The 13786-nt window shown below is 45.8% G+C and carries 12 protein-coding genes and 1 pseudogene; 1 reads left to right on the top strand and 12 read right to left on the bottom strand.

The genetic code is table 11. The features are described 5' to 3' along the window. Positions 1-299: 299 nt before the first annotated feature. From ACXADE_RS15670 to ACXADE_RS15685, 4 genes are all read right to left on the bottom strand, one after another. Positions 300-1958 (bottom strand): acyl-CoA dehydrogenase family protein, encoded by a 1659-nt coding sequence (locus ACXADE_RS15670; protein WP_474981365.1) that lies wholly within the window; start codon positions 1956-1958, stop codon positions 300-302. Positions 1959-1968: 10 nt separating this feature from the next. Next, positions 1969-3486 (bottom strand): class I adenylate-forming enzyme family protein, encoded by a 1518-nt coding sequence (locus ACXADE_RS15675; RefSeq protein ID WP_474981366.1) that lies wholly within the window; start codon positions 3484-3486, stop codon positions 1969-1971. Continuing rightward, positions 3483-3875: a MerR family transcriptional regulator gene (locus ACXADE_RS15680; RefSeq protein WP_474981367.1), complete on the bottom strand. Its 393-nt coding sequence runs from the start codon at positions 3873-3875 to the stop codon at positions 3483-3485. The genes ACXADE_RS15675 and ACXADE_RS15680 overlap by 4 nt, the downstream gene beginning before the upstream one ends. A gap of 893 nt (positions 3876-4768) precedes the next feature. Further along, a complete protein-coding gene (locus ACXADE_RS15685; RefSeq protein WP_474981368.1) occupies positions 4769-5587 on the bottom strand; it encodes a hypothetical protein in 819 nt (272 codons plus the stop codon). Between the two features lie 164 nt (positions 5588-5751). Here ACXADE_RS15685 and ACXADE_RS15690 point away from each other — a divergent pair, with 164 nt between their 5' ends. After that, entirely contained in the window at positions 5752-5916 is a 165-nt protein-coding gene (locus tag ACXADE_RS15690) for a hypothetical protein (protein WP_474981369.1), read from the top strand. A 49-nt stretch (positions 5917-5965) separates the two neighbouring features. On the opposite strand, the gene ACXADE_RS15695 is transcribed toward ACXADE_RS15690, so the two are convergent. The 8 genes and pseudogenes from ACXADE_RS15695 to lgt all read right to left on the bottom strand — a co-directional run bounded on the left by ACXADE_RS15695 (position 5966) and on the right by lgt (position 13785). After that, complete coding sequence (locus tag ACXADE_RS15695) at positions 5966-7633, bottom strand: glycerol-3-phosphate dehydrogenase/oxidase (protein ID WP_474981370.1); 1668 nt, start codon at positions 7631-7633, stop codon at positions 5966-5968. 231 nt (positions 7634-7864) lie between these two features. Then, positions 7865-9363 (bottom strand): annotated as a pseudogene (gene glpK, locus ACXADE_RS15700) (glycerol kinase GlpK). Then, on the bottom strand, positions 9360-10178 hold the full coding sequence (locus ACXADE_RS15705) for an MIP/aquaporin family protein (protein ID WP_474981371.1): 819 nt from the start codon (positions 10176-10178) through the stop codon (positions 9360-9362). The pseudogene glpK and the gene ACXADE_RS15705 overlap by 4 nt, the downstream one beginning before the upstream one ends. A 122-nt stretch (positions 10179-10300) precedes the next feature. After that, positions 10301-10846: a glycerol-3-phosphate responsive antiterminator gene (locus ACXADE_RS15710; protein ID WP_474981372.1), complete on the bottom strand. Its 546-nt coding sequence runs from the start codon at positions 10844-10846 to the stop codon at positions 10301-10303. Next, on the bottom strand, positions 10843-11364 hold the full coding sequence (locus tag ACXADE_RS15715) for an acyltransferase (RefSeq protein ID WP_474981373.1): 522 nt from the start codon (positions 11362-11364) through the stop codon (positions 10843-10845). The genes ACXADE_RS15710 and ACXADE_RS15715 overlap by 4 nt, the downstream gene beginning before the upstream one ends. A 4-nt stretch (positions 11365-11368) precedes the next feature. Next, positions 11369-12007, bottom strand: a complete 639-nt coding sequence (gene ppaX / locus ACXADE_RS15720; RefSeq protein WP_474981374.1) for a pyrophosphatase PpaX — start codon at positions 12005-12007, stop codon at positions 11369-11371. Next, positions 11982-12938 (bottom strand): nucleoside recognition domain-containing protein, encoded by a 957-nt coding sequence (locus ACXADE_RS15725; protein WP_474981375.1) that lies wholly within the window; start codon positions 12936-12938, stop codon positions 11982-11984. Before ACXADE_RS15725 ends, ppaX begins: the two co-directional genes overlap by 26 nt. A 13-nt stretch (positions 12939-12951) precedes the next feature. Next, positions 12952-13785, bottom strand: a complete 834-nt coding sequence (gene lgt, locus ACXADE_RS15730) for a prolipoprotein diacylglyceryl transferase (RefSeq protein WP_474981376.1) — start codon at positions 13783-13785, stop codon at positions 12952-12954. Between the last annotated feature and the right edge of the window lies 1 nt (position 13786).

Raw genomic sequence — 13786 nt, forward strand, 5'->3', positions numbered from 1 at the left:
ATGACTCGCTTTCCGCGGGAGATCGGCGAGATCCCGCAGGGCGTAGCCCGAGGAAGCTCGGCACTCAACACGATAGCGAACCCCGAACCCTCTCGAAACGGAGTCTTCAACAATCCTGCTCCTTTAGCGAAAGGCTCCGTTTCGAAATAATGATCCAACAAGCTTCAATGGTTACATCGTGAAAGGAGATCATCTAAAGGTTTCGACACTTGAAAATAAACGCCCTTTTACCATCCTATCATTTATGGTCACTTCCATCCGTTGGTGCAAGTGTCAACACTGAACTTTAATAGAGCCTTTCACATAAAAGCTTTATTGAATTGAAGAATTTCATCTGCGTATTGAAGGGCTAACGGGTGATCCGTCGGTACCTCCTCTTGAAGGTTCTTCCGGATGTACAGTCGTCCTACTTTCTTATACCTGCCACCTTTGTTCATCAATTCCAGAGCAATGACCGCTTCATACACGGAAGCCATTTTTTCTGCCAATGTTTTGCTATAGTATGTCTGTATATCACCCTGCTGTTTTAAAACGTGATCGACATACTGAATCAGGTTTGATAAAGAAGCATTTACCAGCTCTTTTTCAGGAGCTTCATTGATTTTATTCAACCGCCCCTTTAGGTATTGAACAAATAACTCGTGAGCATCGTACTTGTTCATCAGCTTTAATACTTCCAATCCAAGGATATTCGCCGTACCTTCCCATACTGTCAGCACTTGAGCATCCCTTAAAAGACGGGGAGTGACAAAGTCTTCGATATATCCGTTACCTCCATGCATTTCAATGGCTTCGTGTGTAAAATGGACGGCCTGTTCAGCCGTTTCCTTTTTCATAATAGCAATGAGTAGCCTGTTCAAGATCTGCTCTTCAAACCTTGTACCTTCAGGGGAACGGGCTACTCGCTCAAAGGTTTGGATGAGGTCGAACACTGTTCTCGTTTCAACTTCCTGTTTCACCGTCATAGTAACTAGCGTATCTTTAATCATCGGAAAATCAAGCAGTGACTGACCGAAAGCGGTTCTGTTTCCTGCATAGTCACGTGCTTCTGATAAGGATCGCCTCATAATGCCGATGGAAGCGACAGCATTGCAAACACGTGAGAGGTTCAGCGCCTCCATCATGTAATAAAATCCCCGCTCTGCATCACCGACCCTATATGCTACAGCTCCTTCAAATTCAACTTCTGCAGATGGTACCGCCCGGACTCCAAGCTTATCTTTCAGTCTACGGATTTTTATCCCATTCAATTCCCCGTTTTCCTTCCTCCATGGAACAAGGAAAAGGCTAAGCCCTCTCGTCCCCGCTGGTGCTCCTTCTGTGCGGGCGAGGACCATAGCTACACCGCATGGACCCGCATTGCTCGCAAAATATTTTTCCCCGTAGAGGGTATAATGCCCGCCTTCCTTCATGGCTTTCACTTCATTGGCCCCGACATCCGATCCCCCCTGGCGCTCTGTAAGAAAGGTAGCCCCTTCATAAAGCTCAACATCTCCCGTTGATAAAACGTGAGGGAGGTACTTTGCTTTTAGTTCTTCGTCGGCATAATGATCGATCAAATAAGCAGTAGCCATCGTTAACGTCACAGGACAGTAAAACCCCGGCTCTGATTGGGAAAGAAGATATCCTTGCGCATAAGAATACGTGTAATCCGCTGTACGTCCAAGCTCAGGAATTTCCTTATGCACATAACCAACAACCCCCTCCCCGTACGTGTCTTTGATTGTTTCCTTATAGCCTTCGTTCAGCCACACATGTGAAATATCGTTCCCCATCTTATCGTATTTGATCAGCCTCGGTTGTCCTTCCCGGTCCGTATGATCCGCACGTTCATCAATATCATGCGCACACCTCTCTCCGAAATAACGAAGCCGTTCCTCCGCCCATTGATGAAAAGGCTGGTCCCAGAGCTCCTTCAACAGGTCCTTTAGATTTTCATCTCTCTCATAAAAATTCATCCCGCTCCTCCTATGCCTGACTCGTCTGTTCACGCAGACGATGTTTCATTAGTTTTCCGGTCGCATTTCTTGGAAGTTCCTCCAATGCCTCGTACAGCTTAGGAATTTTATAATCGGCTAGATGCTCTTTCAAGAAATCCCGGCACTCTTCTTTGATATCCGTGATTCGGCCGTTCTGAACGATATATGCTTTCACCGTTTCTCCCCAATCCGGATGCGGAATCCCGACGACAGCAACATCATCAATATGCGGATGCTGCAGCAATACCTCTTCTACTTCACGGGGATAAATGTTCACACCTCCGGAAATGATGATATCTTTCTTCCGATCGATGACCCATAGATAGCCATCTTCATCCTTCTCCCCTATATCACCGGTTAACAGCCACCCATCCCGGAAAGCCGCTGCGGTTTTTGCTTCATCTTTATAATACCCTTTCATGTTCCCTTCACCTTTTATGGCGATTTCGCCGACTTCCCCATTTGCAACTTCCTGACCATCTTCATTTACGATCTGCACTTCACAATTCAGGGCTGCCCGCTTCCCTACACTGCCCGCTTTTTCATCGTGTTCCTGCGGGAGTAACAGCGTCCCGTTTGGTCCTGCTTCCGTTAACCCATACAAACAGCAAAGACTGTCGGTTTCAAACTGACTTCTCACAAACTCTACTTCCTGTTTGGAAAGCGGCGCCCCGCCGTATGTCCAATACTTCACCCAGCTTAAGTCTGTCTCTTTTACCTTTGGATGCCTGGCTGTCATTAAATAAGCGACAGGGGCACCGAAGAAATGAGACGCCCGCTCCTTAGAAGCAAGATCCAGCAATAAATCAGGAGTGAACGTAGGAGCAATAATGTGTGTTGCCCCTACAAACGTGCCGCCCGCTAAGAATAAATGCAAAGGAGCAGAATGACTGAACGGCATCATATGAAGCATCCGGCTGGACGGCTTCATTTCCAACTCCAAAGCCATCATGGAAGAGACAGTTAAAATATTTTTGTGAGTAAAAACGACCCCCTTCGGCTGCCCCGTTGTCCCTGATGTATATAAAATAGAAGCTTCTTCATCTTCATGGGCATCATTAACGAGTTCCAGCGGTTCTTCCTGCTGCAGGATTTCGGAAAAAGAACGCCATCCCCCGTCTGCATCCCCGGTTTTTATAAAAGTACCCGGCCTCTCCTCCGCAAGGTTTTTCACTTGTTCATAAATCATCTCATGAGTCAAAAAGGCGACAGCATCACTGTGATCGTATATGTAGATCACTTCATTTAAAACTAACCTGGCGTTGATGGGCACAGTGATAGCCCCGATCCGTTGGAGGGCAAAGTAGCTGATCACAAATTCTGTCGTGTTCGGCATATGAATGACCACTTTGTCGCCTGTTTGAATGCCAAGCCTCATCAAACCTCTGGCGAACTGGTTCACCCGGCTGTTCCACTCTTTATACGTCAAACGGTCCTCAGGCGTGACAATGCCCTCTTTTTCAGGATATTTACGAGATTGGTAAGCCAATAATTCAGAAAGATTCATACAAAATCTCCTCTCCGTTCCTTTAATTCTTTTTCGAACTTGTCCAGCCATTGACTCATTTCCGCCTTTAAATCCTCCAATTCCCGAATCCGATCCTCAACCTCCTGCAGCTTTTGCCGTCCATAATCCAGCGTACGCTCCAGCTGACGAACACCAGAGGGGTCCTGGTCGAAAAGGTGGATCATCTCTTTGATTTCATACAGCTGGAAACCATACTTTTTCCCGCGAAAAACAAGACCGAGACGTGTCAGATCTTTCGTTGAAAATGAACGGTGCCCCCCTTGATTCCGGGAGGGTTTGATCAGTCCCAGTTCTTCATAGTACCGGATGGTCCGTTGGGTGACATCAAAGTTTTCGGCTACCTGTTGGATCGTTAAACGTTCCGTCATATAATCCCCTCTTAATGAAAGAAAATTCTAACAATTTAACTATACCATTAACGTTAACGTTAAGTTCAACTATAAAAATATGGAAATTAATCATAAAAAAAAGACCCTTATGGAGGGCCTTTTTAAATGGCTCTGTTAAAGCTTAGTGTTGATATTACTTTTTTTATATTTGGCTTCTTCAACTAAAGCTCCCTTTTCTTGAAGACTTTATTTCGAGATGTTCCGGGGGTTCATTGCCTGGTTGAGCGTCAGGGGTGGCTGGGAAGCCACCCCATTCGATCATGCGGGAATCGAACCCCTACATCAAGAAGGAGCATCCTCCACTATTACTACTTACAGTAAGAAAGTGCTCTATAACAAGCGATTATGACCTCCATCCATACGATGGAGGTAAGGGATACAGCTCTCCATTCGTATAGAGAGCACCTACTTCTGAAAGTAGTTTCGAGACACTTATATGGCAAAGGGACGGAGGGGAATGGCTCACCAAGCTCCCGCGGAAAGCGAGTCATTCCCCGCAGCCCCCATCCACTCAACAAAAGTCTCGAAATTAAGTCTTTAATCATCCTATCATTCATGGTCACTTCCATCCGTTGATGCAAATATCAACACTGAACTTTAACAGAGCCTTTTAAATAAGGGTCATTTACCGCTTAGTACGGATCTTTCTAACATAAATTTATTTCGAGTGATTTGTATAGGTTTTAGAATCCAGACTGCGCCAACATCGAAAAACCTCACTTCGTATGATGGGGCTTCGTGGAAAGCGAGCAATTCACCGCACGCCTCTCCTCACCAAACCTCTCGAAATAACACTTTCACAATTCTGTCTTACATGTACCATTTTCATACAGTTGCTGGAACATATATTTCATCTATGGAAATAAAGGCTATTATCTTTCCCTCGTATGAAGCAGGAATAAAAAGGCAAGGAGCGAAGCAGGGATATCATCCCGAATGTGCCACTCTACGAGATAGCCGGGCATATGTTCAAACCGATCTACTGCTTCAGTCGGAATAGCGCCCCGTTTTATAATGGCCCATACCTTTCCTTCGTGGTCTTTGATGGTATAGTGACCAATATAATCATCCCCCTCTGCACTCCAGCTACATTTGTCCGCTTCAATATAACGTGTGATACGCTGGCCGGTCGTTTTATTTTTAGATTGCTTCGTGTAAGCCACATAAGCCCCTTCTTTATGCTGAATGTATCCTCTCCACTTGAAACCTCCTTTTTTCTCAACCTGATAAACCTTCTGCCCATGTTGGTCTTTCAAAGTATAATCCGCTGGTCTGAAGGAATCGTAGGAAAAGGCGGCTGTAAACATAGAGGCTGCTTTATTTTTCCACTTCATTTCTTCCCTGATTTCCCCGTAACTCTCACCGTCCATATCAAACAAACCCGCCTGGAAGGTTTTTAACCCTTTCTGCCCCATAAACATGCGTGCAGGCACCCGGTCTAATAAAATAGAGGTGAAATCCTGTTCAAACTCCAAAGCTGTCTTTGATTTTTGAAGGTCGTTGAAGCCACTTTTTAATAAGCCAATTCCTGTGATTGCAAAAATCAGGAAATAGACGATCGTTATAAGAAAGCTGCTCGCTTGAAATGTAAAAAAGCCTAGAATAAAGACGATCGATACAATAGAAAGAAGAGCTCCCCCCCATAGTTGCCGTCTTGCATCTTGATAGATCATAGTTTGAACAAGTGACATGTGAACTTCCTCCTTGGCATACGCTTTTCTATCTATACGGATGAGTGAGGGAAAAGTTCCATAATCAGGGAGAATCATATTTAACTTCTTCACAGCCATATACTTCAGCTATTTCTAACGGGTGAAATGACTTATAATAAGTAGAAGGAAGGAGGTTGTAACGAGTGAAAAGATATCTTCCAGGATTTTCAGGACTGATCTCAGCTTCAATCGGATATTCGCTCAGTTTTTTTGATAATTTTACAGGTCCTACTCTATTTTTTTACTTACTGGCAGCGGTCTGCTTTGTCGTTCAAGCTGTCCAACTGATCGGTAACAGGAAGAAATAAAACACGCTTGGAAAAGTAATCCAAGCGTGTTTTATAATCGTTGCTGTAATCAAACATATTCAATTGGAGTGACGGCTTCTTCCAGAAGTTGATCAAGCTGATCTGTATATTCCTGCTTTTGCTCATCTGTATAATCCAGAGCTTTCGCCATGTAATCTATGACAGAAGCTTTATGGTCGTGTACCCAGTGGATATTGAAGAACAGGGCAGCTGTCCGTCTCACAAAGAAATCAACCGGCTTGTAGGTCATTTCTTCTTCAAGCGCATAAGCGAGCTGGGCGAAAACAAGAGCATCAATATTTTCCTTCTCGGCTTCTGCTTTGCGGTCTTTGAAGTTGTGGAAGACTTTATCCACATTTGAACCGTACAATTGAATCATTTGATCGGCCTCTTCTTCACTCAATCCAAGAGATTCACCAATCTGGATTCTTTCTTCCTTGAATTTCTTAAAGCCTTTAGAACCGCCTACATCTCCGCCTGAGATCGGCATATGCTTCGTTTCAGAATCCGAATAACGAATGCCGTACTCTTCCATCAATTGATCACGGACAAGATCGATAGCTGTTTCAGCCATTTTACGGTAGCCGGTCAGTTTTCCACCAGCCATGGAAATTAGCCCGGAATCAGACACGAAGATTTCATCTTTACGGGAGATCTCGGAAGGATCTTTTCCTTCTTCATGAATCAATGGACGCAAACCTGCCCAGCTTGACTCTACATCATCAGCCGTAACTTCAACGGTCGGGAACATATCCTTCATGGCATTCAGAATATAATCACGGTCTTCCTCAGTCATCGTCGGATGAGCAATATCCTGATCATACGTCGTATCGGTCGTGCCGATATAAGTTTTGCCATTACGAGGAATCGCAAAGATCATCCGCCCATCCGGGCTATCGAAATAAATGGCCTGACGCAGTGGGAAGACAGATTGATCAAACACAAGGTGGACACCTTTGGTAAGCTGCAATGTTTTCCCTTTTTTGGAACCATCAATTTCACGCAGTTCATCCACCCATGGACCGCCCGCATTGATGATCTTCTTCGCTTTCACATGATACTGTTCCCCGGAAACTGTATCTTCCACTTTAGCTCCTACGATAGAACCTTGATCATCATATATGAAATCGACGACTCTCGCATAATTCGTAGAGCACGCTCCATAATCTACCGCTTTCTTCATCACTTCAAGGGTGAGTCGGGCATCATCTGTCTTGTATTCCACATAATAGCCAGCGCCTTTCAAACCTTCTTTTTTAACAAGTGGTTCACGTTCAAGGGCTTCTTCTGCGCTCATCATGGTACGACGCTCAGATTTTTTCACACCGGCTAGATAGTCGTATACACGGAGACCGATATTCGTTGAAAATGGTCCGAAGTTACCTCCTTCGTGGAACGGAAGCATCATCCACTCCGGAGTGGTTACATGCGGACCGTTTTCATAAACGATTTCCCGTTCTTTTCCTACTTCAGCTACCATTTTCACTTCAAACTGTTTCAAATACCGCAGTCCGCCATGCACCAATTTCGTGGATCGGCTGGACGTACCTGCCGCGTAGTCCTGCATTTCAACAACCGCTGTTTTCATTCCTCGACTTGCTGCATCGAGAGCGATTCCAGAACCGGTAATCCCTCCACCTATAACAAGAACATCCCACTCTTCCTGTGTTAAACGGTTGAACTGATTTTGTCTTTCGTAACTAGAAAATGATTGCATGGTATCTCTCCTTCTTCCGTTGTCTTCGAAATTCTTGGTCTGATACGGGTATTCCCTTTTCTACCGGCAAATATGTGTTGGATTGACTTTTTATGTGTTTGAATCCATAAAAAAAGAGACCACGAACACCCTTATGCGGATTGCATAAAGCTTCGTGGTCTCTCCGTATCTCCGACCGATTTCATTAACTTGTGACTCTATTATATCAGAGCGGGAGATGTTTTCAAGGAATTATTCTTCTTGTTTGAATACCCTTGTTGCTTCCACAGCTTTCTGCCAGCCTTTATATAGTTTCTTACTTTTCTCTTCATTCATACTCGGTTCAAATTCTCTTTCCATCTGCCATTGTTTGGCAATCTCGTTTCGATTTCCCAGAAACCTACAGCCAGTCCAGCTAAGTAAGCGGCGCCAAGCGCTGTCGTTTCATTGACTTGCGGTCGTTCCACCGGAACATCCAGCAGGTCACTCTGGAACTGCATGAGAAGATTATTTTTAACAGCTCCTCCGTCGACGCGAAGCTTCTTCACTTCAATACCTGAATCTTCGACCATCGCATCAACGACATCTTTGGTCTGATAGGCCAGTGACTCTAGTGTAGCCCGGACAAAGTGCGCCTTTTTCGTGCCACGGGTCAGTCCAAAAACGGCCCCTCTCGCTTCACTGTCCCAGTAAGGCGTCCCGAGACCTACGAAAGCAGGAACAACATAAACACCATCTGTCGATTTCACTTCACCCGCTATTTCTTCACTCTGCGGCGAGGATTCAATCATATTCAACCCATCTCTGAGCCATTGAATGGCCGAGCCAGAAACGAAAATGCTTCCTTCAAGGGCATACTCAACTTTTCCATCGATGCCCCAGGAAAGTGTCGTCAATAGACCATTCTCGGACTTGACGGCTTCCTCCCCGGTATTCAGCAGCATGAAACCACCTGTACCATACGTATTTTTTCCCATTCCTTTTTCAAAACACGCTTGCCCGAACAGAGCAGCCTGCTGGTCGCCCGCGATTCCGGCAATCGGGACCTCTTTACCAAAGAAGTGATAATCTACCGTATTTGCATACTTTTCCGAAGATGGTTTTACTTCCGGCAGCATACTCTTCGGTACTCCAAGCAAGTCGAGAAGCTCATCATCCCACTTCAGATCAAAAATGTTGTACATTAATGTGCGGGAAGCATTGGAATAATCCGTCACGTGGGCTTTTTGACCGGAGAGCTTGTAAACGAGCCATGTATCGATCGTACCAAACATAAGGTCACCATTTTCCGCTTTCTCTCGTGCTCCATCCACGTTATCCAGAATCCACTTCACTTTTGTCCCTGCAAAATATGGATCAAGCAGAAGTCCGGTTTTATCACGGAACGTCTCTTCCAGCCCTTGCTCTTTCAGCTCATTACATATGCTCTGGGTCTGACGGGACTGCCAGACAATCGCTTTATAGATCGGTTTACCCGTATTTTTGTCCCACACGACTGTCGTTTCCCTCTGATTGGTGATTCCAATGCCCTGGACCTGCCCTGCATCAATATCCGATTTCCTCAAAACATCTGCGATACAAGCTAAAACAGACGTCCAAATTTCGTTCGCATCGTGTTCCACCCAGCCTGGTTTTGGAAAATGCTGCTCGAATTCTTTTTGAGCGGTTTCTACAATCTGTCCTTCATGATTGAACAAAATGGCTCTGGAACTTGTTGTTCCCTGATCGATCGATAAAATGTACTGATTCATGATTCCACTCCTTTTTCAGATGTCTTTACTTTTCTAAGCTCCACTCGCATGGAAGCTAGTAGAATAAACAAAATGACAGCGGTTCCTATCCAGAACCAGACGTTGGCATTCGCTTCAAAAATAGCCTGGTAAAACAATCCGCCGTAGACACCGCCAATAATCGGCCCCACGAGAGGAATCCAGGAATACCCCCAATCCGAATCTCCCTTTCCAGGAATCGGCAAGAGCGCATGAGCCATGCGCGGCCCTAAATCACGCGCCGGATTGATGGCATAACCGGTCGTAGCACCGAGGGACATCCCGATGGCAACAATCAACAGTCCGACAATAAGCGGGTTCAGCCCCTGAGTGAAATCATTGGCCCCGATGAACAAAATTCCCATGACTAAAACGAACGTTCCAATGATCTCACTAACCAGATTCGATATCGGACTGCGGATGGCAGGGTCTGTACAAAAAATCGACTTGATGGCCAGTTGATCTTCAGTATCCTTCCAGTGGGGAAGATAGTGAAAGAAAACGATGACCGCCCCGGTAAAAGCACCTGCCATCTGTGCCGTGATATACATCGGAACCTTGCTCCAAGGAAAATCCCCAACCGTCGCAAGACCGAGCGTTACCGCCGGATTAATATGGGCCCCGGTCACTCTACCGACCGCATAAACCCCCATCGCTACAGCAAGTCCCCAGGCAACCGTAATCAACACCCAGTTCCCTTCCGCTTTGGTCGCTTTTAAATTAGCCCCGGCAATGACCCCTCCTCCGAAGATGATGAGGATCATCGTACCAATCAACTCGCCCATAAATTCTGTCATGATGAAATCTCCTTTCTGTGTACACCAGTGACGTATAAAAAAACCACACAACCATTAGTGTCATCTAATCATTGTGTGGATCCGCCTGTCTCTTCACGAAAGGTGAATATGTAATCCTGCTGTTAAAACCGCCATAATTCAGAACGTGAAGTAGAGACTGCAGATGCACCTGAGGCAAGCGCTTGATCGACTTCTTCCTTAGAGCGGATCAAGCCTCCAGCAATGACAGGAACACCAATCTGCTCCTTAATCTCTACTATCATTCCCGGTAATACTCCTGGTAAAACTTCCACAAAGTCCGGAGCTGTCTTTTTTATGAGCTTCACGTTGTGCTCGATCGCCTGACTATCGATTAAAAAAAGCCGCTGCACGGAGACGAGATGGTACTTTTTCGCCTGCTGTATGACATGGGCTCTCGTCGAAATGACGCCATCCGGCTTTACTTCCTGACCAATGTATTCCATTCCGTAATCGTCAGCCTTCAAACCTTGAATCAAATCGACATGGACAAATATTTTCTTGCCTGCCTTCTGTCCGATTCTGACTAACTTTCTTAACAGTCCTAATCGACTCTCCAATAGAATGATATACTCCGTATCGCTGTCTAATAAGGCTTCAAATTCTTTTATTTTCTTTACTGCTGGGAGAACCGGCTGTGTCAAAATCATCTTTCTCCTCCGTTCTGTCTCCGCTCTTCCATCTGCTCATTCGTGTAGATGAGCTTCATAGGGTTCCCGCCTACGAATGCGCCTGCTGGGACATCCTTGTGCACAAGGGTACCCGCAGACACTACCGCACGGTCACCGATGGTAACGCCGGGAAGAATGGTCGTATTCGCTCCGATCAGGACTTCATCACCAATAATGACATCGCCGAGACGATATTCCTCGATCAGGTACTCATGAGCAAGGATCGTCGTGTTGTATCCGATGACCGAATTGCGTCCCACCCGGATTTTTTCCGGAAACATAATATCAACCATGACCATTAGTGCAAAAGCCGTCTGACTGCCGACCTTCATATGGAGGAACGTCCGGTACAACCAGTTCTTCATGGAGAGAAACGGCGTGTACCGGGCCAATTGAATAACGATGAAGTTTTTGACGACTTTGAAAAACGGGACCGTCTTATAAATGTGCCAAAGTGAGTTGGCTCCCTTGACTGGATAGCGTTCCGTTTTCCTCATACCGTCATCCTCCTGTAATGTCTAATAGATCACGCATATTACCAAGCATGTAATCTGGATTCAAATCATCCAGGACTTTTCTACCTTTAACGGTCCAGGCCACTCCGGCTGTCCTCGTTCCTGCATTTTGACCAGCTTCAATATCATGCGTATTATCACCGACCATCAATGCTTCCGATGCTCTAGAACCCAGGTTCGTCAAAGCTTTTACGATAGGTTCAGGATGAGGCTTTGCATTCGTTACATCATCCAAGGTCACAACCGTTTCAAACATGCCGTCAAGATGAGTCAACTCAAGACCCATATGAACGGTATTTCTCATTTTCGTCGTGACGATCCCGAGCTTATATCCCTGGTTCTTCAATGTGTGAATGGTTTCCACCACACCTTCATAGGCTTCCACATAGCGGTCATGATTTTCAATGTTGTGCTTTCTATACGTCTCCACCATTTCTTCTACTTTGTCCGGGTTCACTTTGTGCAGGCTCTCGCGAAGTGGAGGGCCGATAAAGTCAAGAATTTCTTCCCGGCGGTAAGGACGGTCTGAAAATTGTTCAATCGTATGTGTGAAAGAAGCGATGATCAATTCATTCGTGTCGATCAATGTTCCATCTAAATCAAAGAGAATGGTACGTATGCTCATTGGAAGGGTCCTTTCTTTTCTGTAGTAGTCTATTCCAGACAAAGCCGACGAGAGCTGTCAATAGGATGGCTGTCAAAAGCCGGATCAACAGCAGGGGCCAAACCGGGATGCCGAGCGGGATGAAGATCAACGTATCTTCAACTACCGCATGGCAGGAAACGAGGAAAAGGATGGCTAAATACATATCTTTTCTGGAAACCCCATCCTCTTCCACCGCCTGAATCATAAGTCCGGCGCCATAAGCAAGGCCGATGGTCAGGCCTGCTGCCAGGGTCATCGATGTATTTCGCTCCATCCCGAGCACTCGGGTAGCTGGAGCTACCCACGTGGAAAAGCGGTCCAACCAGCCTTTTTCACGAAGGTATTGCATAAAGATCATCAGCGGAATAACGATTAATGCAAGCTGCACGACGCCCATAAAAGCGGTTTGAAAGCCCTGAAGGACGATATCCACCCACCCGGACGGATCAGCAGTCTTTTCAGGAGCAAACCCATACTTTGCGGTTTCGCCTCCGCCTTTCCAAAACAGGTTGATGAGTGCAGCTGAAACAAATGCGAGGCTTAAGCGAACACCGGCCACAAACCACCAGCTGACGCCCACTTTTTTAGCCACTGTAGATTCAATCAACAAATTGTGAGAAAAAGAAAGCATGACAGCAAGGATGAAGACCTCTTTTACCGTGAATTCAAAGGAGATGATCGCAGCAATTCCGGCATACAGGTTCAAAAAGTTTCCGACCACCAGTGGAACAGCCGCTTCTCCGGACAGGCCGATCCATCCCATTAACGGCTCCAGTTTCTCCATGATCCACGGAAGAATCGGCGTATATTGGAGGATCGTAACGATGAGCGTTACAGGAAAAATGACTTTTCCAAGCGTCCACGTCAAATCTAAACCTTTCTTACTTCCGCGTTGTAAAATCCCCTTCATGCTACCTGCTCCCTTATTTTACTTTCTTTCCGTTATAATATTTATCCGACATTCCATTCTTTCTGCGGTAGATGATCGTAAGGACGGCAACGATCACAAGCACTATTGAAATAAACTGGGCGGTACGGATTTCACCGAATAAATAGAGGCTGTCTGTACGCATGCCTTCTACGAAGAAACGGCCGACAGAATACCAGATCACATAACTTAAGAAAACTTCACCACGACGTGGGTTGAATTTATGACGCAGTACCAGCAGCAGGACAAAACCGATAATATTCCATACCGACTCATATAAGAAAGTCGGATGATACATCGTCCCATCGATACACATCTGCTGATTGATGAATCCAGGCAGATACTGCATGAAGTTATTGTAAAAAGATTCCGAAACAGGTCCGCCGTGGGCTTCCTGGTTCATGAAGTTCCCCCAGCGGCCGATCGCCTGGCCGAGAATAATACTTGGAGCCGCAATATCAGCCATCATCCAGAAGGACAATCCTTTGATTTTCGTATAAATATAAGCCGTTAACACAGAACCGATCAATGCCCCGTGGATGGCGATCCCGCCTTCCCAGACAGCAAACACTTTCCACCATGGGCCGCCGACATATCGGTCCCATTCAAAAATCACATAGTAAATGCGTGCACAAACAATGGCCGCTGGAATCGCAAATACAACGATGTCGACCATATAATCTTTTTTCAAACCAAGGCGCTCAGTCTCTCTTGTCGCAATCCAAAGCCCAAGAAAAGCTCCAGTAGCAATGATTAGTCCATACCAGTAAATCGAAAGCGGACCTAATTGGAGGAAGACCGGGTTCAATGGCTCAGGTGTACAAGTCATC

It is taken from the genome of Halobacillus sp. ABR2_026 (assembly GCF_056158545.1).

Excerpts from the sequence above, each read along its gene's own strand:
- lgt (WP_474981376.1), bottom strand. The coding sequence starts at position 13,785 with ATGACTTGTACACCTGAGCCATTGAACCCGGTCTTCCTCCAATTAGGT.
- ACXADE_RS15705 (WP_474981371.1), bottom strand. The coding sequence starts at position 10,178 with ATGACAGAATTTATGGGCGAGTTGATTGGTACGATGATCCTCATCATC.
- ACXADE_RS15710 (WP_474981372.1), bottom strand. The coding sequence starts at position 10,846 with ATGATTTTGACACAGCCGGTTCTCCCAGCAGTAAAGAAAATAAAAGAA.
- ACXADE_RS15670 (WP_474981365.1), bottom strand. The coding sequence starts at position 1,958 with ATGAATTTTTATGAGAGAGATGAAAATCTAAAGGACCTGTTGAAGGAG.
- ACXADE_RS15680 (WP_474981367.1), bottom strand. The coding sequence starts at position 3,875 with ATGACGGAACGTTTAACGATCCAACAGGTAGCCGAAAACTTTGATGTC.
- ACXADE_RS15715 (WP_474981373.1), bottom strand. The coding sequence starts at position 11,364 with ATGAGGAAAACGGAACGCTATCCAGTCAAGGGAGCCAACTCACTTTGG.
- ACXADE_RS15695 (WP_474981370.1), bottom strand. The coding sequence starts at position 7,633 with ATGCAATCATTTTCTAGTTACGAAAGACAAAATCAGTTCAACCGTTTA.
- ppaX (WP_474981374.1), bottom strand. The coding sequence starts at position 12,007 with ATGAGCATACGTACCATTCTCTTTGATTTAGATGGAACATTGATCGAC.
- ACXADE_RS15675 (WP_474981366.1), bottom strand. The coding sequence starts at position 3,486 with ATGAATCTTTCTGAATTATTGGCTTACCAATCTCGTAAATATCCTGAA.
- ACXADE_RS15725 (WP_474981375.1), bottom strand. The coding sequence starts at position 12,938 with ATGAAGGGGATTTTACAACGCGGAAGTAAGAAAGGTTTAGATTTGACG.
- ACXADE_RS15685 (WP_474981368.1), bottom strand. The coding sequence starts at position 5,587 with ATGTCACTTGTTCAAACTATGATCTATCAAGATGCAAGACGGCAACTA.